At 69.8% G+C, this 24,553-nt stretch carries 23 protein-coding genes and 1 tRNA gene; 11 read left to right on the plus strand and 13 right to left on the minus strand.

Annotation, left to right across the window (positions count from 1 at the left end; all coding sequences use genetic code 11):
• Positions 1–114 precede the first annotated feature (114 nt).
• Positions 115–471, plus strand: a complete 357-nt coding sequence (locus AC6CH0_RS07390) for a winged helix-turn-helix transcriptional regulator (protein WP_498101062.1) — start codon at positions 115–117, stop codon at positions 469–471.
• Between the two features lie 24 nt (positions 472–495).
• Here AC6CH0_RS07390 and AC6CH0_RS07395 read toward each other — a convergent pair whose 3' ends face one another.
• The 6 genes from AC6CH0_RS07395 to AC6CH0_RS07420 all read right to left on the minus strand — a co-directional run bounded on the left by AC6CH0_RS07395 (position 496) and on the right by AC6CH0_RS07420 (position 6,721).
• Positions 496–2,202, minus strand: coding sequence for a long-chain-fatty-acid--CoA ligase (locus AC6CH0_RS07395; RefSeq protein WP_498099267.1), 1,707 nt, complete (start codon positions 2,200–2,202; stop codon positions 496–498).
• Between the two features lie 125 nt (positions 2,203–2,327).
• Positions 2,328–2,966 carry a response regulator gene (locus AC6CH0_RS07400; protein ID WP_498099269.1) on the minus strand — a complete coding sequence of 213 codons (639 nt, stop codon included), beginning with the start codon at positions 2,964–2,966 and terminating at the stop codon, positions 2,328–2,330.
• Positions 2,963–4,099: a sensor histidine kinase gene (locus AC6CH0_RS07405; RefSeq protein WP_498099271.1), complete on the minus strand. Its 1,137-nt coding sequence runs from the start codon at positions 4,097–4,099 to the stop codon at positions 2,963–2,965. Before AC6CH0_RS07405 ends, AC6CH0_RS07400 begins: the two co-directional genes overlap by 4 nt.
• 51 nt (positions 4,100–4,150) lie before the next feature.
• Positions 4,151–5,002 (minus strand): ABC transporter permease, encoded by an 852-nt coding sequence (locus AC6CH0_RS07410; protein ID WP_498099273.1) that lies wholly within the window; start codon positions 5,000–5,002, stop codon positions 4,151–4,153.
• Positions 4,999–5,892: an ABC transporter ATP-binding protein gene (locus AC6CH0_RS07415; protein ID WP_498099275.1), complete on the minus strand. Its 894-nt coding sequence runs from the start codon at positions 5,890–5,892 to the stop codon at positions 4,999–5,001. The genes AC6CH0_RS07410 and AC6CH0_RS07415 overlap by 4 nt, the downstream gene beginning before the upstream one ends.
• A 109-nt stretch (positions 5,893–6,001) precedes the next feature.
• Positions 6,002–6,721, minus strand: a complete 720-nt coding sequence (locus tag AC6CH0_RS07420) for a LysE/ArgO family amino acid transporter (RefSeq protein WP_498101064.1) — start codon at positions 6,719–6,721, stop codon at positions 6,002–6,004.
• Between the two features lie 78 nt (positions 6,722–6,799).
• Between AC6CH0_RS07420 and AC6CH0_RS07425 the strand changes: the two genes are divergently transcribed.
• On the plus strand, positions 6,800–7,717 hold the full coding sequence (locus tag AC6CH0_RS07425) for a LysR family transcriptional regulator ArgP (RefSeq protein ID WP_498099277.1): 918 nt from the start codon (positions 6,800–6,802) through the stop codon (positions 7,715–7,717).
• Between the two features lie 12 nt (positions 7,718–7,729).
• Here AC6CH0_RS07425 and AC6CH0_RS07430 read toward each other — a convergent pair whose 3' ends face one another.
• Complete coding sequence (locus AC6CH0_RS07430) at positions 7,730–8,947, minus strand: pyridoxal phosphate-dependent aminotransferase (protein ID WP_498099279.1); 1,218 nt, start codon at positions 8,945–8,947, stop codon at positions 7,730–7,732.
• An 86-nt stretch (positions 8,948–9,033) separates the two neighbouring features.
• Positions 9,034–9,423 carry a DUF7144 family membrane protein gene (locus AC6CH0_RS07435; protein ID WP_498099281.1) on the minus strand — a complete coding sequence of 130 codons (390 nt, stop codon included), beginning with the start codon at positions 9,421–9,423 and terminating at the stop codon, positions 9,034–9,036.
• Positions 9,424–9,613: 190 nt separating this feature from the next.
• Between AC6CH0_RS07435 and AC6CH0_RS07440 the strand changes: the two genes are divergently transcribed.
• The gene (locus AC6CH0_RS07440; RefSeq protein WP_498101066.1) at positions 9,614–12,631 is read left to right on the plus strand and encodes a hypothetical protein; all 3,018 of its coding nucleotides are present in this window, start codon (positions 9,614–9,616) and stop codon (positions 12,629–12,631) included.
• Positions 12,632–12,670: 39 nt separating this feature from the next.
• Here the strand turns inward: AC6CH0_RS07440 and AC6CH0_RS07445 are convergent, their stop codons facing one another.
• Positions 12,671–14,188, minus strand: coding sequence for a deoxyguanosinetriphosphate triphosphohydrolase family protein (locus tag AC6CH0_RS07445; protein WP_498099283.1), 1,518 nt, complete (start codon positions 14,186–14,188; stop codon positions 12,671–12,673).
• Positions 14,189–14,427: 239 nt separating this feature from the next.
• On the opposite strand from AC6CH0_RS07445, the gene AC6CH0_RS07450 reads away from it, so the two are divergent.
• The 5 genes from AC6CH0_RS07450 (at position 14,428) to rplA (ending at position 17,276) form a co-directional block, all read left to right on the plus strand.
• A tRNA-Trp gene (locus tag AC6CH0_RS07450) sits at positions 14,428–14,500 on the plus strand.
• 40 nt (positions 14,501–14,540) lie between these two features.
• On the plus strand, positions 14,541–14,816 hold the full coding sequence (gene secE, locus AC6CH0_RS07455) for a preprotein translocase subunit SecE (RefSeq protein WP_026481805.1): 276 nt from the start codon (positions 14,541–14,543) through the stop codon (positions 14,814–14,816).
• A gap of 65 nt (positions 14,817–14,881) precedes the next feature.
• Positions 14,882–15,808 (plus strand): transcription termination/antitermination protein NusG, encoded by a 927-nt coding sequence (nusG, locus tag AC6CH0_RS07460; protein ID WP_498099285.1) that lies wholly within the window; start codon positions 14,882–14,884, stop codon positions 15,806–15,808.
• 202 nt (positions 15,809–16,010) lie between these two features.
• Complete coding sequence (rplK, locus tag AC6CH0_RS07465) at positions 16,011–16,439, plus strand: 50S ribosomal protein L11 (RefSeq protein WP_022891467.1); 429 nt, start codon at positions 16,011–16,013, stop codon at positions 16,437–16,439.
• Between the two features lie 147 nt (positions 16,440–16,586).
• Complete coding sequence (rplA, locus tag AC6CH0_RS07470) at positions 16,587–17,276, plus strand: 50S ribosomal protein L1 (protein ID WP_498099287.1); 690 nt, start codon at positions 16,587–16,589, stop codon at positions 17,274–17,276.
• A gap of 143 nt (positions 17,277–17,419) precedes the next feature.
• Here the strand turns inward: rplA and AC6CH0_RS07475 are convergent, their stop codons facing one another.
• Complete coding sequence (locus AC6CH0_RS07475) at positions 17,420–18,205, minus strand: alpha/beta fold hydrolase (protein WP_498099289.1); 786 nt, start codon at positions 18,203–18,205, stop codon at positions 17,420–17,422.
• A 195-nt stretch (positions 18,206–18,400) separates the two neighbouring features.
• On the opposite strand from AC6CH0_RS07475, the gene AC6CH0_RS07480 reads away from it, so the two are divergent.
• A complete protein-coding gene (locus tag AC6CH0_RS07480; RefSeq protein ID WP_498099291.1) occupies positions 18,401–20,023 on the plus strand; it encodes a LuxR C-terminal-related transcriptional regulator in 1,623 nt (540 codons plus the stop codon).
• Between the two features lie 108 nt (positions 20,024–20,131).
• Entirely contained in the window at positions 20,132–20,593 is a 462-nt protein-coding gene (locus tag AC6CH0_RS07485; protein ID WP_498099293.1) for a hypothetical protein, read from the plus strand.
• Here AC6CH0_RS07485 and AC6CH0_RS07490 read toward each other — a convergent pair.
• On the minus strand, positions 20,476–21,996 hold the full coding sequence (locus AC6CH0_RS07490) for an APC family permease (protein ID WP_498099295.1): 1,521 nt from the start codon (positions 21,994–21,996) through the stop codon (positions 20,476–20,478). The two genes, AC6CH0_RS07485 and AC6CH0_RS07490, sit on opposite strands and share 118 nt — an antisense overlap.
• Positions 21,997–22,193: 197 nt before the next feature.
• Between AC6CH0_RS07490 and AC6CH0_RS07495 the strand changes: the two genes are divergently transcribed.
• Positions 22,194–22,559: an iron chaperone gene (locus AC6CH0_RS07495; RefSeq protein WP_498099297.1), complete on the plus strand. Its 366-nt coding sequence runs from the start codon at positions 22,194–22,196 to the stop codon at positions 22,557–22,559.
• Here AC6CH0_RS07495 and AC6CH0_RS07500 read toward each other — a convergent pair.
• Together AC6CH0_RS07500 and AC6CH0_RS07505 are read right to left on the minus strand one after the other, a co-directional pair.
• Positions 22,556–23,479, minus strand: a complete 924-nt coding sequence (locus tag AC6CH0_RS07500) for an ornithine cyclodeaminase family protein (RefSeq protein WP_498099299.1) — start codon at positions 23,477–23,479, stop codon at positions 22,556–22,558. The genes AC6CH0_RS07495 and AC6CH0_RS07500 overlap by 4 nt on opposite strands.
• Positions 23,476–24,522 (minus strand): proline racemase family protein, encoded by a 1,047-nt coding sequence (locus tag AC6CH0_RS07505; protein ID WP_498099301.1) that lies wholly within the window; start codon positions 24,520–24,522, stop codon positions 23,476–23,478. Before AC6CH0_RS07505 ends, AC6CH0_RS07500 begins: the two co-directional genes overlap by 4 nt.
• Positions 24,523–24,553 lie beyond the last annotated feature (31 nt).

Below are 24,553 nucleotides of genomic sequence, written 5' to 3' on the forward strand. Positions count from 1 at the left end.
GTGTCTCTCCTTTGTGAGGCTGTGAGCACCATGGTTTCAGATGGTAACTTGTTACCTCAACGTAACTATCGGAGAATGATGTCGGCGACTTCAGCAGCACCCGTGTGGAACGTCATGTTGGCGACGTGTCCCTCACGAACCTCCCTGGCCAAGATCGCGAACAAGTGGACGGCCATGATCGTCATCGCGTTGAGCGACGGTCCTGCTCGCTTCGGCACGATCCGCACGGCCGTCGAGGGCATCAGCGGCAAGGTCCTCGCCGAGACGCTTCGAGACCTCGAGCGAGACGGCGTGCTCACGAGAACCGCCTACGACGAGATGCCCCCTCGGGTGGAGTACGAGCTCACCCCGCTGGGGCTGACCCTGCGCGAGCCATTGACCGCGTTGGGCCTCTGGGCGGAGCGGCACATCGAAGAGGTGCTCGACGCGCGCGACGTCTACGACCGGCGGTCGCTTTCGAGCGACGGCTGACGACTCCGGTGCGTCCCGACGGCGCTATCGACTCGAAGCGCTGCGCGCCAGCAGCATGTCTCGAACCTCGCGGCGCAACACCTTGCCGATGAGCGATCGGGGTAGCTCGTCGACCTCCTCGATGCGTCGCGGCACCTTGTACGCCGTGAGGCTCGCCCGGCAGAAGTCGCGCAGCGCCGACTCGTCGAAGTCGGCGCCCTCCCGCAGCTCGACCGCGGCGGCGACCGCTTCGCCGCCCGAGTCGCGGGGGAGCCCCACGACCGCGGCGGCACGCACGTCGGGGTGCGCGAGCAGCGCCGCCTCGACCTCTGACGGCGAGACGTTGAAGCCACCCGTGATGATGAGTTCTTTCACCCGGTCGACGATCGTGACGAAACCGTCGTCGGAGACCCGCACGATGTCGCCCGTGCGCAGCCAGCCGCCGGGCAGCAGGGTCTCCGCCGTCTCGGAGGGACGACGCCAGTAGCCCTGGAAGACCTGCGGCCCGCGCACGAGCAGCTCGCCCTCCTCGCCGGCGGGCCGATCGACATCGGGTTGCGCGGGGTCGACGACGCGGATCTCGGTGCTCGGGAAGGGCACGCCGACGGTGCCGGGCCGCCGGGACGGGCCCATCGGGTTGCCGACCGAGATCGGCGACGACTCGGTCATGCCGTAGCCCTCGACGAGCAGTCCACCGGTCGCGGTCTCCCAGCGTTCGACGGTCGGCACCGGCAGGCTCATCGCCCCCGAGATGGCGAAGCGGATGCTCTCGAGCGCAGCGGGGCGGCGCTCGGTGGCGCGCACGAGCTGGTCGTAGATCGGCGGCACCGCGGGCAGGAACGTCGGCGGCGAATGCCGCGCGGCGGCCATCACGAGCACCGAGTCGAACTTCGGGAAGAGCACGAGCCGCGCGCCGATGCTCATCGCGACGGTGAGGCAGAGCGTCATGCCGTAGGCGTGGAAGAGCGGCAGCACGCCGTAGAACGTCTCGTCGCCGATGGCGAGGCCGGGTACCCAGACACGACTCTGCATCGCGTTCGCGCGCAGGTTGCGGTGGCTGAGCACGGCGCCCTTCGGGGTTCCCGTCGTGCCGCTCGTGTACTGCAGCACGGCGGTGTCGTCGAGCGAGGGTCGCGGATGCCGCTTGGCCAGCGGTCGTCGCGAGGTGAAACGTTCCCACGGCTCGAGGCCACGTGCTCGCGGCGTCGAGGTGAGCGCGGCACGCGAGCGTCGCGCCGCGGGGAGCGGCAGGCGCAGCGCCATCCGCTTGCTGAGGGGCAGGGCGCGTGCGAGGTCGACCGAGACGATGTGCTCGGGTCGGATGTCGCTCGGGAACTCGGCGACCGTGTCGGCCACGTTGCTCCACACGATCGCGACGCGGGCCCCGTGGTCTTCGAACTGGTGCCGCAGCTCGGGCGGCGTGTAGAGCGGGTTGTGCTCGACGACGATCGCGCCGAGGCGAAGCACCGCGTAGAACGCGACGACGTGCTGCGGGCAGTTCGGCAGCACGAGTGCGACCCGGTCGCCGGGCTCGACGCCGAGTCGGCGTAGGCCCTCGGCGGCCGAGGCGATCTGCTCGCCGAGCTCGCGGTAACTCGTCTCAGCGCCGAAGAACTCGAGTGCCGTCTGCCGACGGAACCGGTGCACGGCGTCGTCGATCATGTCGACGAGCGTCTGCGTGGGCTCCTCGATCGTGTGGGGCACGCCCTCGGCGTAGTGGGCCAGCCACGGACGGTCTTCGTACGGGTTCATGCTTCCTCTCGAGGCCACCACGCACTCGTCGACCACGCGAGCAGCCGGCCGTTGCCACGGCGCGTGCGGATGCCATCTCCAGCGTAGGCGGCATCCGCTGTGCTCGCCCTTCGTCGGCCGGTGCCTCAGAGCAGGCCGAGCTCCATCGCGCGAGTCACCGCGCGGGTGCGGTCGCGCACCTCGAGCTTCTCGAACACGTGCAGCAGGTGCGTCTTCACCGTCGCCTCGCCGATGAAGAGCGCACGGGCGATCTCGGGATTCGAGAGGCCGTCGGCCACGAGCCGCAGCACGTCGAGTTCACGCGGCGACAGCGCCGGCGGGGCGACGGATGCCGCTTCCGCCCTCACCCGCGAGACGAGCTTCGCGGCGATCGACGGGGCGAGCACCGTCTCGCCGGCGGCGACCGCGCGAATGCCGGCGACGATCTCGGCCTGCGGTGCCGCTTTCAGCAGGTACCCGCTCGCCCCCGCCTCGATCGCCGCGAGGATGTGGTCGTCGGTCTCGTAGGTCGTGAGCACGAGCACGCGCGTGCCGGGCACCTCCGCCACGATGCGTGCGGTGGCTGCCGCGCCGTCGAGCTCGGGCATGCGCAGGTCCATGAGCACGAGGTCGGGGCGCACGGATGCCGCGACCGCGACCGCCTCGGCGCCGTCGGCGGCTTCGCCGACGACCTCGAGCCCCGGCTCCGACTCGAGGAGGCCGACGATGCCGGCACGCACGATGGGGTGGTCGTCAGCGACGACGATGCGCAATGCCGCGGTCATGGAGTCTCCTCTGGGGCTCGGGGAATGCCGACGCGCAATACCGTGCCGCCGCTCGGGCCGGCCTCGATCGAGAACGAACCGCCGACGAGCGCCGCTCGATCGCGGATTCCGGCGAGGCCGAACCCCGACTCGCCGGGAACCGCCGAGCCCGGGCCGACCCCGTCGTCGGTGACCGTCAGCACCACTTCGCCGGGTGCGGCCAGCACCGAGATCGTGGCGTGAGCGGCCCGGGCGTGCTTGCGCACGTTCGCGAGCCCCTCTTGCGCGGTGCGGAGCAGCACGACCTCTGTCTCGCGGCCGAGCTCCGCGACATCCGATGACACCGCGACGTGCACGCCCGTCTCGCGCTCGAACGACCTGGCGAGCCGACCGAGTGCGTCGCCGAGGCCCGCGCCCGGCTCGACGGGTGCGAGGGAGGCGACGAGTCCGCGCGCCTCGGTGAGCGCCTCACGCGCCATCTGCTCGATGAGCTCGACATCGGCCCGAGCGGATGCCGCGGCGTCGCCGTCGACGGGAGCGAGCCGGGTGCCCGTTCGCTGGGCGACCATCACGAGACCGGTGAGACTCTGCGCGATCGTGTCGTGGATCTCGCGCGCGAGTCGTGCCCGCTCATCGATCACGCCGGCGTCGCGGTGCATCGCGGCGAGCTGGCCCTGCGCGGCCTGCAGCTCGTCGAAGAGCCGAGCCCGCTCTTCACCGATGCTGGCGATGTGGGTGATCCAGAGGCCGAGCGCGAGACTGAAGGCGAGCGAGAGGGTGCCGACGCCGATGCCCGCGACGATGCCGGTGGCGGGGTCCGACGAGAAGTGCGTGGCATAGCCGGAGGCGACCGCCGCCGCCATGCAGACGTTGGCCACGATCGCGCGTTTCGTCGACGGGGCGGTGACCCAGATGTACGGGTACGCGAAGCTCTGCATCGTCGCGAAGGAGGCGTCGAACGCCGTGCCCACCCCGAGCAGCACGGCGAGCACGGCGGTGCCCACGAGATGATGCCCGGGATCCTCACCGCCGATGCGGCCCCTGAGGTAGCCGAAGTACGCGGCGAGGAACACTGCTGCCGTCGCCAACGCGCCCCATTCGTTCGGGCCGTACGGCGGCTCGATGAGGGTGAAGATCACGGTCACGGCCGTCACTGCGACTGCCGCGAGATCCCACCACCGCCGATTCACCATATGGTCACCGTCTCATGCGTCGCGCCGGATCCAGCGGAAGCTCACGCGGCTGAGCACGAGCCCGACGACGAGCCACGCGATCAGCCAGAAGGCGACCCAGCCGAGATCCCACTCGCCGTGCTGTTCCATGACCTTGAACTCGTCGGGGAGGAACGCCGCGCGCATGCCCTGCGCCATCCACTTCAGGGGGAACGCGCTCGCGAGGTTCTGCATCCACTCGGGCAGTTGCGAGAACTGCAGGTAGACGCCCGAGATGAACTGCAGCACGAGCACGATCGGAATGACGACCGCGGTCGCGCTCTTGCCCGAGCGGGGCACCGCCGAGAGGGCGATGCCGAGCAGCGCCGATGCCGCGATGCCGAGCACGAACACCCACGCGAACGTGAGCCAGGCTTCAGCAGTCGTCGGCAGGGCGATGCCGAAGATCGTCGCGGCGACGAGCAGCAGGAGTGCGGCCTGCAGGATGCCGGTGACGAACACCTGGCCGATCTTGCCGAGGAAGTACGAGACGGGCGACAGTGGGGTGCCGCCGAGCCGTTTCAGGGTGCCGTCGCTCTTCTCGGTGGCGATGTCGACCGCGAGGTTCTGCACGCCCGAGAGCAGTATGCCCGCGGCGAGCATGCCGGGCAGGTAGTAGGCGCCGACCGAGATGCCCGGGGCATCCGGCCCGGGCTGGATGTCGCCGGCGGCGCTGAAGGCCGCCGTGAAGATGCCGAGCATGATGAGTGGGAACAGGAAGGTGAAGAACACCGCGTCGGGGGAGCGGAAGTAGCCCCTGACCTCGTGCCCGATGCGTGCGATGCCGAGGGGAATGACGCCGGGGCGCGGCGCTGCCGTCGGTTCGCGGGTGATGGGAGCGCTCATGCGAGTGCCTCCTCTTCGTCGTGCACGGGCTGGCCGGCGGCGCGCACCAGTTGCAGGTAGATGTCTTCGAGCGTCGGCCGGATGATCTCGAGGCCGACCGGCTCGCCGCCCTCGGCAGCGACGACGGAGGCGACGACTTCGGCCGGTCGTTCGCTTCGCCGCTCGTGCGGCGTTCCGTCGCGGTCGCGCCATCGCACGAGCGGCACTCGTGCCTCGGCACCGCCCAGTTCGTCGACCGGTCCGACGTCGACGAGCCGGCCGCCGAGGATGATGCCCGCGCGATCGCCGAGCTGCGCGGCCTCGTCGAGGTAGTGGGTGGTGAGCAGGATCGTGGTGCCCTCGGCTTTCAACTGCCGGATCAGGGTCCAGAACTCGCGGCGGGCCTCGGGGTCGAAGCCCGTGGTCGGCTCGTCGAGGAACAGCAGCTCGGGCCGGCCGATGATGCCGAGGGCGACGTCGACCCGGCGGCGTTGACCGCCCGAGAGCTTCGAGATGCGCGTGCGCGCCTTCTGCTCGAGGCCGACGGCGGCGATCACCTCGTCGATGTCGCGGGGATTCGGGTAGAACTTCGCGAAGTGCGTGAGTTGCTCGCGCACCGTGTAGACGCCCGATTCCGCGCCCGATTGCAGCACGATGCCGAGCCGCGCCTTCCAATCGAGGCCGGCTTTCGCCGGGTCGGCACCGAGCACGCTCACCTCGCCGCTCGTGCGCAGCCGGTACCCCTCGAGGATCTCGATCGTCGTCGACTTGCCGGCGCCGTTCGGGCCGAGCAGGGCGAACGTTTCACCGTGGGCGATGTCGAGGTCGATGCCGTCGACGGCCGCGACCCCGCCGTAGTCCTTGCGCAGGCCGCGGATCCGCACCGCGGCATCCGTACGTGTCATGTCCATACTCAGAGCATGCCGTTCGCCGGGGCTCGGCGGCAGCGGCCGACCGTTCGATTCCGGCATCCACCGGTCGGTGGATGCCGCAGCGATGTCGAGGCGTCGCCGCGCGCACTCAGTGCGGCAGTACGAGCAGCACGCCGAGCACGACCATGACGACCGCGATCAGGCCGTCGAGTACGCGCCAGGCGCGCGGGCTGCCGAGCACCCCGCCGAGGAGCCGCGCACCGTAGGCGAGCCCGAAGAACCAGACGATGCTCGCGACTCCGGCGCCGGCCGCGAACCACCAGCGGTGGTCGCCGTGCGTGTTGGCGACCGAGCCGAGCAGAAAGACGGTGTCGAGGTACACGTGCGGGTTCAGCCAGGTCAGCGCGAGGCAGGTGAGCACGGCCGTCGCGAGGCTCGTCGAGGGGCGGGTGAGCGTTGCCGTCGCCGTCGACGAAGCGGATGCCGCGGTGCCGGCGGATGCCGCGGGTGTCCCGACCCGGGCGTCCACCTGCCCCGTGGCATCCGTCGCCTGCGCCGCATCGCCGCCGGCGACGAGTGCCTCGCCGCTCGGGCGCAGCGCTCGCCGCGCGGCGAGCGCGCCGTACGCGATGAGGAACGCGGCACCCGCCCAGCGGATCACCTCGACGAGCCACGGCACCGCCGTGAGCACGGCGCCGATGCCCGAGACGCCGACCATGATCAGCGCGAGATCGCTCAGCGCGCAGATCGCGGCCACGACGAAGACGTGCTCGCGGCGAATTCCCTGCCGCAGCACGAAGACGTTCTGCGCGCCGATCGCGATGATGAGCGACAGGCCGAGACCGAAGCCGGCGAGAACGGGCGAGATGAGCACGAGATCGACGGTACGGCGCGCGACACCATCAATCCAGCTCAGGTTTCTGCATCACCATTAGTATTGCTTCAGATGAAGATTCCACTGGACCTCGCCCGCACCCTCGCCGTCGTCATCGACGAGGGCACCTTCGACGCGGCCGCCCGACGACTCCGCGTCACGCCGTCGGCGGTCTCGCAGCGGGTGAAGGCACTCGAGCAGCAGCTCGGTCGCGTGCTGGTCGTACGCTCCAAGCCCACCCGTGTCACCGAAGCGGGCGCTCCGATCGTGCGGCTCGCTCGACAGCTCGCGCTGCTCGAACACGACGCGCTCGCCGAGTTCGGCCTCGACGAGGCATCCGCTCGCCCCGTCTCGGTGCCGCTCGCCGTGAACGCCGACTCGCTCGCCACCTGGTTCCTGCCTGCACTCGCGCGCGTCGCCGAGCGGTTTCCCGTCGTCTTCGACCTGCACCGCGACGACCAGGACTTCACGGCGGGCCTGCTCGAATCGGGCGCGGTCATGGGTGCGGTCACCTCGCAGGCGACACCGGTGGCCGGATGCCTCGTGCGCCCGCTCGGGGTCATGCGGTACCAGGCCGTGGCGACGCCGGGCTTCGCCGCGCGCTGGTCGCTCGCGCCGGATGCGTCGGGTGCGTCGGGTGCGTCGGGCGGATCGGACACGGCGCTCGCGTCGGCGCCCCTCGTCGACTTCGACCGGCGCGACGACCTGCAGCGGGAATTCCTCTCGGCGGTCGGCATCGACCCCGACACCCCGCCGCGCCACTACGTGCCGGCGTCCAACGACTTCGCCACGGCCGTCAAGCTCGGGCTCGGCTGGGGCATGCTGCCGGCGTTCCAGTCCTCAGACGAGCTCGATCGCGGCGAGCTCGTGCGGCTCGGCGGCACGCCGATCGACGTGCCCCTCTACTGGCAGCAGTGGAACCTGCGTTCGCCCCTGCTCGACGCGATCGCCGACGAGCTCGCCGCAGAGGCGCGCCGTGCCCTGCGCTGAGACGCGCGTTCGCTACGCGAACAACCGCTGCAGGCGCTGCACGCCCTCGAGCAGGGGTGCGTCTCCGAGCGCGTAGCTGAATCGCAGGTAGCCGCTCGGGCCGAATGCCTCGCCGGGCACCGCCGCGACATCGGCCTGCTCGAGCATGAGATCGGCGAGCTCGAGCGACGTGGTCGGAGTGACCCCGCTCCACTCGCGGCCGAGGAGCCCCGAGACGTCGGGGTAGACGTAGAAGGCGCCCTGCGGCACCGGAACCGTGACGCCCTCGATCTTCGAGAGTTCGGCGACGATCGTGCGGCGGCGCCGGTCGAAGGCGCGGCGCATCTCTTCGACGGCGTCTTGCGGGCCGTTGAGGGCAGCGATCGCGGCGCGCTGCGAGATGTTCGACACGTTCGACGAGAGGTGGGACTGCAGGTTCGCGGCGCCTTTGATGACGTCGGCGGGGCCGACCATCCAGCCGAGTCGCCAGCCGGTCATCGCGTAGGTCTTCGCGACGCCGTTGACGAGGATCGTCTGGTTCGCGAGCTCGGGCACGGCCTCGACGATGGAGACGGCGCGCGGCGGAACACCGTCGGGCTCGTCGGCGTAGGTGAGGTTCTGGTAGATCTCGTCGGCGACGACCCAGATGCCGTGTTCGAGTGCCCATTCGCCGATGGCCCGCACCTGCTCGGCGGAGTACAGCGCGCCGGTCGGGTTCGACGGCGAGACGAAGAGCAGCACCTTCGTGCGGTCGGTGCGCGCGGCCTCGAGCTGCTCGACGGTGACGAGGTAGTCCTGCTCGGCGCCGGCGAACACGTCGACCTGACGCCCGCCCGCGAGCTTGATCGCCTCGGGATACGTGGTCCAGTACGGCGTCGGCACGAGCACCTCGTCGCCCGGGTCGAGCAGGGTCTGGAACGCCTGGTAGACGGCCTGCTTGCCGCCGTTGGTGACGACGACCTGGCCGGGGGAGACCTCGAGCCCCGAGTCGCGCAGCGTCTTCGCCGCGACGGCCTCGCGCAGATCGGGCAGCCCGGCTGCGGGCGTGTACCGATAGTTCTTGGGGTCGTGCGTCGCCGCGAGTGCGGCTTCGACGATGTACTCGGGGGTCGAGAAGTCGGGCTCGCCGGCCGCGTACGAAATGACCGGCCGCCCCTCGGCCTGCAGGGCCTTCGCCTTCGCATCGACCTTGAGGGTCGCGGACTCGGCGATGGCGGCGATTCGGGCGGAAAGGCGGGGCTTCTCAGTCACGACTTCCAGCCTAGAGCGCACGGGCCGCGCATGACAGTGCGACGGATGTCACGAGCCGCCCCGTGACATCCGTCGCACGTGTCGCGTCAGGCGCGGGTCTTGAGCTCTCGGCCGTGCACCGTGAGCGCGTAGATCACGAGGAAGTCGATCGCGAGGACGATGAGCGACCACCACGGCTGCACGGGCAGCAGGAACAGCTGCCCGATGGCGTTGATGATCACGAGGATGATGGCCACGACGCGTGCCCACGTCGCGCCCGAGAAGAGGGCGGCGCCGACCAGCACGAGCAGGGCGCCGCTGATCACGTGCCACCAGCCCCAGCCCTGCACGTCGAAGATGAACAGGGCGCCGCCGCCGGTCACGAGGTACGCGCTGTCGGGCATCGCGAGCGCGATGAATCCGTACAGCACGTCGAAGCCGCCGGCGATGATGAGCATGATCGCCGCGAATACTCCCCAACCGACCCAGCCGGTCACCCGCGTATCTTCTTGCGTACCACTCATGGTGCTACTCCCTTTCGCATCGAAGCAGCGTCGGCGCGAATCTGCGTCGGCGCAGATGGTGCTGGCGTCACGCTAGCGCGCCGGGCGGGGCCGGGCATAGAACGACGCACGTGCAGATTTAACTGGGACGAACGTCCCACATCTTGTTACGCTGCTCGGCGTGATGACGCGAACCCGACGAACGGCGACCGTCGGTGTCGCGCTCGCAGTGCTGCTCGCGCTCGGGGCCGGCGTCGCGTTCGTCGTCGGCGACGAGCTCGGCATCCGCAGTGAGCCCGCCGACATCCCGGCCGAGACGCTGGTCTCCGCACCCGAGACGGTCACGGTCGCGCCGCCGGTGTTCACCGACGTGGTGGCGCCGCCGTCTGTTCGCATGGATCTCGCGGTCGGCGAGCTCCGCGACGCGGTGGGTGACGCCGAGAACACCGCAGGCACGGCGACGCTCGAGGTCGCCGTCGGCGACGGCGATCCCGACGACGAGTCGTACCGCCTCGAGGGCTCGCCCGACGCGCTGCGCATCGTCGCGGCATCCGAGGCCGGGGCGGTACTCGGCGTGTACGACCTCGCGGCCGCAGTACGCGACGGTCGATCGGTGATGGGGCAGCTCGGCGAGACCGTCGACTCGCGACTCGGATTCCGCATGGTCGACCTCGGCGCGGTCGGCGTGACTGTCGACGAGGCCGAGTGGGCGGCCGGCGATGACTACTCCCACAATTCGAAGGCGTTCGCCGACGTCATCCTCGCCGAGGCGCCGTTCATCGACGAGACCGCGCTCGCCGTCGCGCGTACGGAGTTCGAGGCGTACGTGAGCCACGCGCTCGCCGAGGGGTACAACGCCATCGCGATCCCCGGATTCATCGAGTACCTCACCTTCGAGGGCGTCGGAGACGGTGACGACGTCTACGGGCCCGACGACACCCACGTGGAACGCGCCCATGCGATGCGCGAGGCCTTCGGCCCGATGTGGCAGCACGCGCACGACCTCGGACTCGACGTGTACTTCCGCACCGACATGCTCGCGCTCACGACCCCGCTCGAGGAGTACCTCGTCGAGCGCTTCGGCGGGCTCGCGACATCCGACCCCGAATTCTGGGAGGTCTACGCGGCGGGCCTCGACGAACTGTACGAGTCCATGCCCTACCTCGACGGCGTGCTCATCCGCATCGGCGAAGCCGGCCGCGTTTACGACCTGCCCGGCTGGGACTACTACTCCGAGCTCGGCGTCACGACCGTCGACGCCGTGCGTGCCATGCTGACGGCGTTCACCGCGCAGGCCGAGCGAGCCGATCGCGAGGTGATCTTCCGCAGCTGGAGCGTCGGGGTCGGTGCCGTCGGCGACATGCACACCAACGCCGACTCGTACCACGCGGTGCTCGACGGCATCGACTCCGACCGGCTGGTCGTCTCGACGAAGTACACCCTCGGCGACTTCTACAGCCACCTGCCGTTCAACGACACCCTCGAGACCGGCGACCAGCGCCGCATCGTCGAGTTCCAGAGCCGGCGGGAGTTCGAGAACTTCGGCGCGTTCCCGAACGACCTCGGCGTGCAGTACCAACAGGCCCTGCAGCGGTTCATCGCCGCGAATCCGCAGGTCGAGGGCATCTGGACCTGGACGCAGGACGGCGGGCCGTGGCGCGCCGGCCCGCTCTCCCTCGAACTCGAGGCCGGGTTCTGGCAGCTCTACGAGCTCAACACCGAGCTCGCCGTGCGGCTCGCTCGCGACCCCGAGGCCGACCCCGCCGCGATCACCGCCGACTGGGCGAGACGCTGGTTCTCGGATGACCCGGCCACCGTGCACGCGATCGGCGAGGCGATGGCCGACTCGCGCACCGCCATCACCGAGGGGCTCTACATCGGGCCGTTCGCCGACCGCCGGGTGTTCGCGATCGGCCTCGAGCCCCCGCCCATGATGTGGATCTTCGAGTGGGACATCCTCACCGGCGACAGCGCCGTGCTCGACGTGATCTACGAGGTGAGCCGCGACCGTCTCGACGAGGCGATCGAGGGCGGCGACATCGCGATCGCCGCGGTCGACCGCATGCGCGAGCGCATCGAGGCGACGGATGCCGCGAGCTGGCGGGACCCCGCGATGCGCACGGAGTTCCTCGACACACTCGACTACCAGGCGAACACCTACGCGATGCTCGGCGACTACCGGGAGATGGTGCTGCGGCAGGCGCAGTGGCACGACACCGGCTCGGGCGAGGCGTACGAGCAGTGGGATGCCGCGCGGCGGGCGTTCCGGGTCTCGGCGGCCGAGCACGAGCGTGTGTACGGCGGCGACGCATACCGTCCGGCGTTCAATCTCACGGCGGCCGAGCTCGGGGTCGAGCGGGCCGAGCGCGACCTGCCCATGGCGTGGGCGGCACGGATCCTGCTCGTGCTGCTGGCCGCGTGGCTCGCCTACGGCATCGCGGCGGGATACAGCCGGGCGCGCTGGCCCGGCGCTCGTGCCGCGCGGGCGATGTGGGTGGCGGGCACGAGGCCGTGGCGTGCCGCCGAGGCGACTCGCGATCTCGGCGCGCTCGATCGAGTGCTCCTCGTGGCGGTGCCCGCGGTGCTGCTCGTCGCGAGCCGCGGCATCCAGACCTGGTTCCTCGCCCCCGCGCACCTGCTCGTGACGCTCGGATCCTGGCTCGTCTTCGTGCTCGTCGTGCTGCTCGCGCTCGGCCGGCGCCCCGCGTGGCCGGTGCTCGCGGCGATCGGCGGCGCTGCCGCGCTGCGCGTCGGGCTGCTGCTCGCGGTGCTCGCCCCGACCGGGCCCGGCGGCTACTGGTTCGACTTCTGGACCGACCCGCTCGCCCGCTCCGTCTACATCACGATCGCGTTCGCCGCGTTCGGCTGGGTCGTCGTGGCGGCGGCATGGGCGCTCGCACTCGAGCTCGGGGCGCGTCGGGCGACCGGGGTCGTGATCGCGGGAGTCGGCGCGGTGCTCGCCGTGTTCGGCGCGCTCGTGGGTGCGATCGGCCTCGAGGCGGCGCTCACGGCGTGGAACGACCAGATGGCGTTGCTGCCGTGGGGGCTCTCGCGCATCCTCGGCATCACGGTCTACCTCGACGTGCCAGCGGACTCGGCGTGGTGGGCGGCTGCCGCGGGAGCGATCATCGCGGTCGTGGGCGTGCTCTTCGCGCTGCCGTGGCGCGCTCGACGGCAAGCGGCGACGCCTGCGGCTGGCTGAACCGCGCCAGCGGCACGGCCGCCCCGCGCGTGCGGTCGCTCAGAGGTTCTGGCCGATGTCCCACAGGCGATCGGGCCGGCCGTCGAGGGCCTCGGAGACCGCGAGGGCCTGGTCGTCGGAGAGTGAGGCGACGTAGTCGATCACGCCGCGCCCCACGCCGAGACGGCGCACGTCACCGGGGTCGGGCACCGGGATGCCGTCGGGCCGCGCTTCGCGAAGACGAAGGTAGCCGTCGGTCGCGATCTCGACGAGCTCCTTGAGACGTTGCGGCACCCGGTCGCGGTCGTGCGAGTCGGTCGCCCAGGCGCTGAGTCCCTTGACCGCTCGCGCCAGCACACGACTGAGGCCGCGCTGGTACATCACGATGTCAGCCCGATCGAGGATGAAGTGCCGGTGCACGAACTTCAGGATCTCGACCTCGTGCCACGCGCGTCGATCGAGGGTGACGAGGCCGGCTCGCATCTCATCGCTCGGTGCCGCGATGACCGAGGACTGCAGGTGGCTGATCCAGCGGTTCGTGAACGACGAGAGCGCGCGCTCCGACGCGATCGAACCGTCGAAGGGGCTGGCGAGCAGCCCGTCGACGAGATCGTCGGCGACGACGTGTACGGCATCGGCGAACGCATCGTCGTCGGCGACCCACGCGTCGCTGCGCCGGAACTTGCGACGCAGGCCCTCGAGCGCGCTGCCCGGCGGTGCGGTGCGGGCGTACAGGGCGTCGTCGTCGAGTTCGCGGAGCTCCGCGCCGGATGCCATCCAGCCGCGGAACTCCCGTGCCACGGCGCCGTGGCTCAGCACGCCCGCGCGGTAGAAGTCGTCGACGTCGTGGATCGAGTAGGCGATGTCATCGGCGATGTCCATGATCGAGCACTCGAGCGACTGCTGCATCGGCGGATGCCCAGCGCGCGCCTGGTCGAGATCGAGCACGTCGATGCCGTAGGCCGAGAACTTCACGACCTCGACCCCCTGCACCGAGCGACGAAGTCCCCTCGGCAGCGGTCCGTCGCCGAGGGCTGCTCCGTCGACGAACCTCGTCCACGGATACTTCGCGACGGCGGTGCGCACGGCGGCCGTGAGATTCAGGCCACGAGGCGCGCCCTCGCTGACGTCGAGGGCCGTGAGGATGCGGTAGCTCTGCGCGTTGCCCTCGAACCCGTCGATCAACCCCAGCGTCTCGCGTGAGAGTCGGTCGAGCACGCGTTCGCCGAGGTGCCCGAACGGCGGGTGCCCGAGATCGTGCGCGCTCGCCGCAGCCTGCACGACGACGGCGTCGCAGCCGTGCTCGAGGGCGAACGCGCGAGTGGGCGCTGCGGCGTCGGTCAGCTTCACCGCGATCGCGCGCGCCACCGCCGTCACCTTGATGGAGTGGGTCAGGCGGTTGTGGATGAGCGGGCCTGCGCCGGGTTGCGCGATCACCTGGGTGACGGCCGACAGGCGGGAGAAGTACGGCGAGAACCTGATGCGCTCGAGATCGAGCCGGAACTGCGAGTGCTCGCCCGTGACCTCCGCGCTGCTGCGCGGCTCTGGCACGAGACGCGATGCGCGGTCGATGGGCATGCGTCCAATCTATGCCGATCAGGTGCCTCTCGCGCGTCGCCGGGGCGCCGAAGGGGCAGCAGCAGCAGCGGCATCCGCTCGGCTTTACTCTGCCTTCGACGTCGCATACACTTGGTGAGGTTGTTGAAGTCAACCAAGATTCTTTGCGCCTATTTTCGGGCTTTCACCCGGTGAAGAAACGCAGCGAATCCCTGGCTTCGGCGATCAGTGGAACAGCTCCGGTCACCCGGTCGTTCCATAGGGCGGTGGCTCAATTGGTAGAGCAGCGGTCTCCAAAACCGCAGGTTGCAGGTTCGAGTCCTGTCCGCCCTGCGAGCCGGCAGCGATTGCCGGCCCACGAAAGGTGTACGAGGTGGCACGAAAAGTAATCGACGAGCCGAGTGAAGACGTCGTCGCCAATGCGAAGCGCGATCGCGCAGCGCGTCGGAATCCCTTTTCACGCGTCGCCCTGTTCATCCGGCAGGTCATCGCCGAACTCAAGAAGGTCGTCACGCCGACCCGCAAGGAGCTCCTCAGTTTCACGACTGTGGTGCTCGTGTTCGTCGTCATCATGATGGCGATCGTGTGGGCGTTCGATCAGGTGTTCGGCTGGGTCGTGCTGTACGTCTTCGGAACACCGGGGGTCTGATCGGACCTTCGGGTTCGACGGATCCGGTTCGCCGCTGGCGCACCGGAGAAAAGGATTGAGAAGAAGTGTCAAGGACTGAGCGCGACGACGTCGACTGGGCCACGGCCGCTGAGCAGTCGGCAGAAGACGACGAGGCGCAGACGGGCAGCACGCTCGAGCAGGCCGAGGAATCGGTCGAACCGGCCGAGCACCTCGCCGTGCACGTGGTCGACGACGAGGGTAACAACGTCGATCTCGACGCCGTGCTCGACGCCATGGCCGAAGCGAGCGATCCCGAGGCCGACGCCGTGATCGACGACGCCCTCGACATCGACTCCGTCGAAGAGGCCGATGCCGCCGTCGAGGCCGTCACCGAAGAAGAAGAGGAGCAGGCCGACCCGTACGCGGAGTTCCGCGCCGAGCTCCGGTTCCTTCCCGGGAAGTGGTACGTCATCCACTCCTACGCGGGCTTCGAGCGCCGCGTGAAGGCGAACATCGAGCAGCGCCGTGAGTCGATGGCGATGGCCGACTACATCTACCAGGTCGAAGTTCCGATGGAAGATGTCGTCGAGATCAAGAACGGTCAGCGCAAGATGGTCACGCGCGTCCGCATCCCCGGCTACGTGCTCGTGCGCATGGACCTCAACGAGGAGAGCTGGTCGGTCATCCGCCACACTCCCGGGGTCACCGGCTTCGTCGGCAACGCGCACAACCCGACCCCGCTTCGGTTCGAAGAGGCCTTCGGCATGCTGAAGAGCCTCGTCGAGATCAAAGACGTCGCGCCCGTCAAGGGTGCGAAGGGCGGCGCGGCCGCCGGCGCGACCCGCGCCATTCCCGCCGAGGTCGACTTCGAGGTCGGCGAGACCATCACGATCAAGGACGGCTCGTTCGCGGGTCTGCCCGGCACGATCAGCGAGATCAAGCCCGAGAGCGGCAAGCTCACCGTGCTCGTCTCGCTCTTCGAGCGCGAGACCCCGGTCGAGCTCAGCTTCGACCAGGTCACCAAGCTCTAGAACGCCGGTCGAGTAGCGCGAAGCGCGTCTCGAGACCAGCTCGCATGGTCTCGAGACGCTTCGCCACTCGGCCGCTGGACTTCCGCTATCATTGACAGGTTGTGCCCTGCGTGCACATCCCCAAAATCACCGCATCCCGGAACGGCCGGGTTGCGGGAGAGTGCCCCGGCAACCGGGGCGTTCGAACAGAAAGAGAGAAATCATGGCACCGAAGAAGAAGGTCACCGGTCTGATCAAGCTTCAGATCAAGGCCGGCGCCGCGAACCCGGCCCCGCCCATCGGCCCGGCCCTGGGTCAGCACGGCGTGAACATCATGGAGTTCTGCAAGGCCTACAACGCGGCGACCGAAGCCCAGCGCGGCAACGTCATCCCCGTTGAGATCACGGTCTACGAAGACCGCTCGTTCACCTTCATCCTGAAGACCCCGCCCGCCGCCGAGCTCATCAAGAAGGCTGCCGGCGTCGCCAAGGGTTCCGGCGTTCCCCACACCACCAAGGTCGGCAAGCTGACCCAGGCACAGGTGCGCGAGATCGCCGAGTCGAAGATGGTCGACCTCAACGCCAACGACCTCGACGCCGCGTCGAAGATCATCGCGGGCACCGCTCGCTCGATGGGCATCACGGTCGAATAGGCCCCTCGTCTCGTCGGTCGAGTAGCGCGAAGCGCGTATCGAGACCCGAGACCGGCGGATGCCACGCGGCATCCGCTCACCAGAACTCAGCATCAGTGGCAGCGCCCGCCAGGCGCAGATGACCACACTCTCTCAAGGAGAAACAACATGGCACAGAAGTCAAAGGCCTACCGCGCCGCGGCCGAGAAGATCGAAGACGGCAAGTTCTACAGCCCCGAGGAGGCCGTCGCCATCGCGAAGGAGACCGGCTCGGTCAAGTTCGACTCGACCATCGAGGTTGCGCTGAAGCTCGGCGTCGACCCCCGCAAGGCCGACCAGATGGTGCGCGGCACCGTCATCCTCCCGCACGGCACCGGCAAGACCGCTCGCGTCATCGTGTTCGCGACCGGCCCTGCTGCCGAGGCTGCGATCGCGGCGGGCGCCGACGAGGTCGGCGGCGCCGAGCTCATCGAGAAGGTCGCCGGCGGCTACACCGCGTTCGACTCGGCGGTCTCGACCCCCGAGCTCATGGGCCAGGTCGGCCGTCTCGGCAAGGTGCTCGGCCCGCGTGGCCTCATGCCCAACCCGAAGACCGGCACCGTGACCCCGAACGTCGGTCAGGCCGTCTCCGACATCAAGGGCGGCAAGATCGAGTTCCGCGTCGACAAGCACGCCAACGTGCACTTCGTCGTGGGCAAGGCATCGTTCTCGATCGAGCAGCTCGAAGAGAACGCCAAGGCCGCCCTCGAAGAGGTGCTGCGCCTGAAGCCGTCGAGCTCCAAGGGCCGCTACATCCAGAAGGGTGCCGTGTCGACCACGTTCGGCCCCGGCATCCCGCTGGACGTCAACGCCATCTAGTATTCGCCGGTCGAGTAGGCGCGCGAGCGCCGTATCGAGACCAGCACGAAGGGCCCGTCGGTTCGCCGGCGGGCCCTTCGTCGTCGGTGGGTGCGGCCAAAGCAGCGATTCCGGCACGGATCGCGGCCGAAGACGGGGCGCGATCACCAGCTGATGCCCGCGATGAACCCACGCACCCGGGCATCGAACGCCGGCCCCGTGCAGTCGTGGCCGAGTCCGTGGAGTTCTGCGAACTGCGAACCGGGGATTGCACGGGCGATCGCCCCTGCGGCCGACGACGAGCTCCGCGCGTCCGCCTCGCCGCGGATCACGAGCGTCGGCACGCGGATGTCAGGCAGGGCCGGGCGAAGGTCGAGCCGCGCGAACGCTTCGAGGAGGGCGCCGGTCGTTTCGGGCCGCCAGGCCATCGCGGCCCGCCGCGCTGCCGCGCGACGCTCGGGGGTGGCACCGCGCTCGAAGGCCGACTCGAGGAATCCGTCGACCCATTCCTCAGCCGGCGCCGTGCGCGTGGACTCGACTGCTGCGATGCGTCGCTCGAGCTCGTCGGTGGGGAGGGATCCGGCCCATCCCGCGTACGGACCGGCGAGCACGAGTGCGCCCGGTACCTCCGGGTGGTCGCGGGCGAGCAGCAACGCCATGACGGATCCGAGGGAGAGTCCGCAGACGACCGGACGGTCGAGGCCGAGCTCGGCGATGAAGCCTGCCAACGCATCGGTCCATGCGCCATCGGTCCAGCCGGATGGCACGTCACTCGAGCCGCCGCACCCCGGGGCATCCCAGGCGATCAGATCGTGATCGGCCTGGAGTGCTGCGATGTCAGCACTCCAGTCATTTGAATCACCGAAGGCACCATGGAGCAGGACGACCGGCACCCCGCGTCCGCTTCGGCGGTAGGTGATCTCGAGGTCGCCGACCTGCACTCGGTCCATCTCGCGATGCTACGACGGCGTGCGGAGACCCGCAGCGGTGTCGTGACGGATGTCCGCGCTGAGACGGTCGTCGACAGTGGGCGCTGACACGGGAGTCGGCGCTTGCGGGTGGGCGGTGTCGGCGGTACGGTTCCGTACGATGACGGGCGCTGCCAGCACCGGCCCGAATGGACTGCGCTCGCCGATGGAGGCGACATGACCTCGTCCAGCGCACTCGACTCCGGCCGCACGGCTGCCGCGCATCGGCGCTGGGCCGAGGCCGCTGAACACCTCGCCCGAGCCGACTCGGCGGACGGCCTGGCGGCCCCAGACCTCGAACTGCTCGCGACGGTGGCGTTCCTGCGAGGTGAGGCCGGGCCGGCGATCGCCGCCCTCACCCGAGCGCATGAGGCCTCGCACGCGAACGGCGACGCGGTGGGCGCCGCGCGCACGGCCGCGTGGCTCTCGATCTATCAGATCGAGCTCGGCGACATGTCGCACAACTTCGAGTGGGTGCCGCGAGGCCTCCGGCTCGCCGAAGGGCTCACCGAGCCGAGCTCCGTGACCGGGCTCGTACAGGTTCCGCCGGCGGTCGCGCAGCTCGCCAGCGGCGATCCACTCGGCGCGCAACGCCGCTTCCAGGAGATCGGCGAGGTCGCCGACCGCTTCCACGACGCCGACCTCGCCGCCCTGGCATCGTTCGGCCAGGGCAAGTGCCTCATCGAGGTGGGCAGGGAGCACGAGGGGTTCGCCTGCTTCGGTGAAGCTGTGGCGGCGGTGGCCAGAGACGAGGTCTCGCCGATCGCGTCGGGCATCATCCTCTGCACGGTGGTCGGTGACGCCCACCTGGGTTTCGAGCTCGCGCACGTGATCGAGTGGACGAGGGTGCTCGACGACTGGTGCGGTCGTCAACCCGAACTCGTGGCGTTCAGCGGGCAACGCTCAGCACTTCGCGCTGCGCTGTTCATCGTGAACGGAGCCTGGGCCGAGGCGTCGGCCGAGACCGAACTCGCGCTCTCTCGATTCCGGTCGGGCGACTACCGGGCGGCGTTCGGGGCGCCGTATCAATTCGCCGAACTCCAGCGGTTGCGCGGTGCGTTCCACTCCGCCGAGGGCGCCTACCGGCGAGCCAGTGAGACCTCCTGGGATCCCCAGCCGGGTCATGCCCTGCTGCAGCTCGCCGAAGGGAAGGTGCTGCGCGCGCAGGAGGAGATCCGACGCAGCGCGTCCGGGGCCGACCCGTTCACCCGACGAAACCTGTTGCGCGCGGTGATCGACGTCGAGGTGGCCGCGGGCGATGCTGCGGCAGCGCGTCGGGCGTTGGCCGACCTCCGCACGCTCGGGGCCTCCTTTCCGACTCCGATGTTCACCGCGCTCGCGGCGTTCGCGGAGGGTCAGGTTCTGCTGGCCGAGGGCGACGCGACGGCGGCGCTCGTGCCGGCGCGCTCCGCCGTCGATGCCTGGCGCGCGCTCGCTGCTCCCTATGAGGTGGCGCGGAGCCGGTTCCTGGTCGGGCGAGCGCTCCTGGCGATGGGCGAAGTGGCCGCCGCGCGAGTCGAGTTCGACGCGGCTCGCGCCGTGTTCCTCGAGCTCGGCGCGGAGCCGGCGCTCGCAGAAGTCACCGGGTTCACCGGTGAACGCCGCTCAGGGCGTCTCACCGAGCGCGAACTCGAGGTGCTGCGGCTGGTGTCGACCGGGCTGACGAATCGGGCGATCGGCGCGAACCTCTCGCTCAGCGAGAAGACGGTGGCGCGCCACCTCAGCAACATCTACGGCAAGCTCGACCTGTCGACCCGGGCGGCGGCAACCGCCTACGCGTACGAGAACGGGCTCGTCTGAGCGCCTTCGACGGCGGGTCGTGCATAGGATGACCCACGCCGCTCGCCCCGCGAAGATGCACGGTTCGGTCGACGCGGCGGGGAGACGCCCGCGCCTACCGTTGCGGGCATGGACATCCCACTGGTCGCAGGCACGGTCTCGACCGTCGTCTTCGCGATCAGCAACCTGCCGATGCTGCGCAAGGCGCTGCGCACCCGGGATGTCTCGTCGTACAGCCTCTCGAGCATCGCGATGATCAACGCCGCCAACGTGGTCTACTCGCTCTACGTCTTCAGCCTGCCGTTCGGCCCCATCTGGGCCCTGCACACCTTCTATCTCGTCTCGTGCCTGATCATGCTCGTGCTGTGCCTCCTCGATCACCACGGCAGGGTGTCGACGTCGCCGGTCGCCCCATCGGGCGACGCGGATGCCGAGGCATCCGTGCGCTCGATGGGGGCGCCCGCCACTGCCCGTCAGATTCGCTCGACCACCCGGCTCGCGCCCGTGCGCAGGCGGATCTCCTCGGCCACGGTGATCGCGTCACCCGACGGTGCGTCCGACTTGCGGTCGGGTCGCGCGATGAAGAGGTAGAGCAGTCCGGTGATCGCCACGACGCCGAGGCCGATCAGCACCACGTAGTCCGTGAGGACGTCGCCAGAGGTGCCGGGCGTCGCGAGCAGCACCATGGCGAAGACGCCGTAGGCGAGGGCGATCGCGTTGATGGCGAGGCCCCAGCGACCGAGTGAGAACGGGCCGGCCGGCCTCCAGCCCTTGAGTCGCTGGCGGAGCGACGCGAGCACGACCATCTGGAACGCGACGTAGATGCCGAGCACCGCGAACGAGGTGATGGGCACGAGCAGGTCGTTGTTGAGCCAGATCAGCACGCAGATGAGGGCCGGCACCGTGCACGCGACGATGAGCGCGTTCGTCGGCACCTTGCTCTTCGGGGAGACCCGGGCGAGCCAGCGGTGGCCCGGGATCATGCCGTCGCGCGCGAAGGAGAAGAGCAACCGGCTCGCGGCCGCCTGCAGGCTCAGCACGCACGAGAGGAACGCGGTGACCGCGATCACCAGGAAGACCTTCGCGCCGACGACGCCGAGCGACGCCTCGAGGATGCCGGGGATCGGGTCGGCGTCCTCGCCGGCGACGATCGAGCCGAGGTCCGGAGCGGCGAGCACGTAGCCGGCGAAGGCGAGGAGCGCGGAGATGCCGCCGACGAAGATCGTCATCATCATCGCCTTGGGGATGCGCCGAGCCGGGTTCTCGACCTCCTCGGCGACGTCGCCGCACGCCTCGAAGCCGTAGAACAGGAAGAGGCCGGCGAGCGCCGCCCCGAGGAAGGCGGCGCCGTAGCCGCCGTCGCCCTCGACGCCCATGCTGTCGAAGAAGATCCCGAAGTCCTGCTTGCGCTGGAACACGAGCAGGTAGAGGCCCACGGCGATGACGCCGACGAGTTCGGCGGCGAGCCCGATGCGGGCGACACGGGCCAGCCACTTCGTGCCCGAGAAGTTGATCGCGAAGGCGATCGCGAGGAAGGCGAGGGTGATCCACAGCGTCGACTCGTTCGTGATCTCGATGCCGAGCAGGCTCGCAGCGAAGCCTGACCCGTACTCGGCGACAGCCGTGATCGTCACGATCATCGCCCAGATGTAGACCCACGCGGCCATCCACGCGTAGCGACGGCCCCAGAGTCGTCTCGCCCACGGGTAGATGCCGCCGTGGATCGGGTACTGCGAGACGACCTCGCCGAAGACGAGCGAGACGAGCAACTGGCCGGTGGCCACGATGACGATCCACCAGATCGAGGGCGGCCCGCCGATCGAGAGGGCGACGGCGAAGAGCGAGTAGACGCCCACGAGGGGCGAGAGATACGTGAACCCGAGGGCGAAGTTCGCCCAGAGGCTCATCGATCGGTTGAACGAATCCTCGTAGCCGAGCACACTGAGGTGCTCGCCGTCGGAGAGGCTCGGTGCGGGTTGGCGATCTTCGGACATCGCTGCCTTCCAGTGGTCGTCGCGACGCCGGCCACCCCCTTCGCCGACGACACCACTCCGTCGTGGTGTCGCGCCAGCTTAGCCAGACATCCGGTTATAAAGCTATAGTCCCACATGATTAAAATGAGGCCGGCCCTCTCCGGCAGGCGCGCGGGCGAGCGGATGCCGCGGCATCCGCTCGGCGTAGCATGTCGGCCATGGGGGAAGTGAGCGACTACATCGCAGGGCTCGAGGAGCCCGATCGAGACGTCATCGAGCGCATCAGGGCGCGAGCGGTCGCGCTCGTGCCCGACGCCGTCGAAGGGGTGAGTTACGGCATGCCGGCACTGCGGTATCGGGATTCGCCGCTGCTCAGCATCATGAAGGCGAAGACCCACATCGGGCTCTACCCGTACAGTCCGCCGGTCATCGAGGCGATCTCGAGCGAGCTCGACGGCTACTCCTGGGCGAAGGGCACGATCAGGTTCACGACGGAGCACCCGCTGCCCGACTCGCTCGTCGACCGCATCATCCTGCTTCGGCGCGACGAGATCGACGAGAAGAAGAAGTCGGCGAAGCGCTAGCCGGCATCGAGGCACGCGGCCGCGACGACGAGATCCTCCCAGCCCATGCCGACGCTCTTGAAGACGCGCGGTCGAGTGCGGTCGACGGATGCCTCACCGCGCACGATCTGCACCAGCGGAACGAGTTGCGCCGCGCTCGTGCGGCCCTCGCCGATCGCGAGGATCACATCGCCCGCCTCGCGGAGTGCCGTCGCCACATCTTCGACCACGAGCTGCGAACGGCCGAGCAGCGCGCCATCGAGCTCACGCAGTTCGGGCTCGTGCGAACCGACGGCGATCACGAGGGCGTGCTCCGCGATGGCGGCGCCGTCGAAGACCGGGGTCGCCGAGGTCGTCGCGCAGACGACGATCGACGCCGCGCCGACGTCGCCCGCCGCGCCGGTGCGGGCGGTGAACCCCTCACCGCGGAGCCGGTGCGCGAGCGCTTCGGCACGAACGGGCGACCGGCCGGCCACGACGACCTCGTCGAGCGTGCGCACGGCGGCGATCGCGTGCACGTGGCCCCACGCCTGCGGGCCCGACCCGAACACGAGCAGGCGGGCCGGACCCTCGGCGGCGAGATGGCGAGCCGCCACCGCCGACAGTGCGGGGGTGCGCAGCGTCGTGAGCGCCGTGCCGTCGAGCAGCGCGCGCGGCGTGAGCGTCGCCGAGTCGAGCACCACGTAGAGCGCCTGGATGCGCGGGAGGCCCTGGGCGGGATTGCCCGGCGCGACGCTCGCGAGCTTCACGCCCGCGGCGCCGGCGACCTCGGAGGGCATGAGCAGCAACTGGCCGTGTTCCGTGGGCACGACGGATCGTGCCGGGTCGGCGGCGGGGTCGTGTCCGCCGGCGAGGGCTCGTTCGAGGGCGTCGATGGCGGCCGGGAAACCGACGCTCGCGAAGATGCGCTCGGCGTCGAACCAGGGGAGCGCGCCGGTCATCGCAGCACGAACCCCGTGCCGAGCTCGTCGTGCTCGTCGAGCACGAAGCTGTGCTCGCCCGTCTTGTAGGCCATGCCCGTCACCTCGGGGATCACGCTGCCGTGCGGGATCGACGTGCCGGCGGCATCCGCTCGGTCGAAACGTGCCGTGAACCGGGTGCCGACGATCGAGTCGTGCGTCAGGGTCTCGCCCTCGGCGAGCGTGCCGTCGTCGGCGAGCAGCGCGACGCGGGCACCGGTGCCCGAGCCGCAGGGTGAGCGGTCGACCTCGCCGTCGGCGAAGACCGTGACGTTGCGTTGATGCGGTCCGTCTGGAGTGCGGCCGAGATCGTCGAAGATGATCGTGCCGTACACCCCCGAGAGGCGCGGATCGTCGGCGTGCTGCGCGAGCGGCGACTCGTTCAACGCCCACTTGATCGCGCGGCCCGTCTCGATGAGTGCGGTGTACCGTTCGGGAGTCACCTCGAGGCCGAGCGATGCCGCCGGCACCGAGGCGTAGATCGCACCGCTGAAGCTGAGGTCGGCGGTGACGTCGCGGCCGGCGACGCTCACGGAAACGTTCCGGGCGATCACGTGCGACGCGACGTTGCGGAAGGTCACCCGGCGGATCCGGCCGCCAACCTGCTCGACCCGGGCGGTGACCCGCCCGGAGGGCACGTCGATCGTGACGGTGGTCGATCCGTCGGGGTCCGAGGCGACCCGGCCGGTCTCGACGGCCCAGACGCCGAGGGCGATCGTGCCGTGGCCGCACGCCGTCGAGAAGCCGTCCTTGTGCCAGAAGAGCACGCCGATGTCCGCCCCCTCGTCGTCGGGCGGCACGATGAACCCGCCGTACATGTCGGCGTGGCCGCGCGGCTCGGAGCAGAGCAACCGGCGCACCGCGTCGAGCCCCTCGGGGCTGACGTCGGCGATCGCGGTGAGACGGCGCTCGGCGACGGTCGCCCCACGCGGCTCGGGTGCCCCGTCAGCCACGATGCGGAAGGGCTCGCCGGCCGTGTGATAGTCCTCGGTGCGGATGCTCCGGAGCGATGGCGTCGGCGTCATCTCGCCGCGCCCGCGGTGCGGGGGCGGTCGC

The sequence above is a fragment of the Agromyces sp. GQ35 genome, from assembly GCF_059758475.1.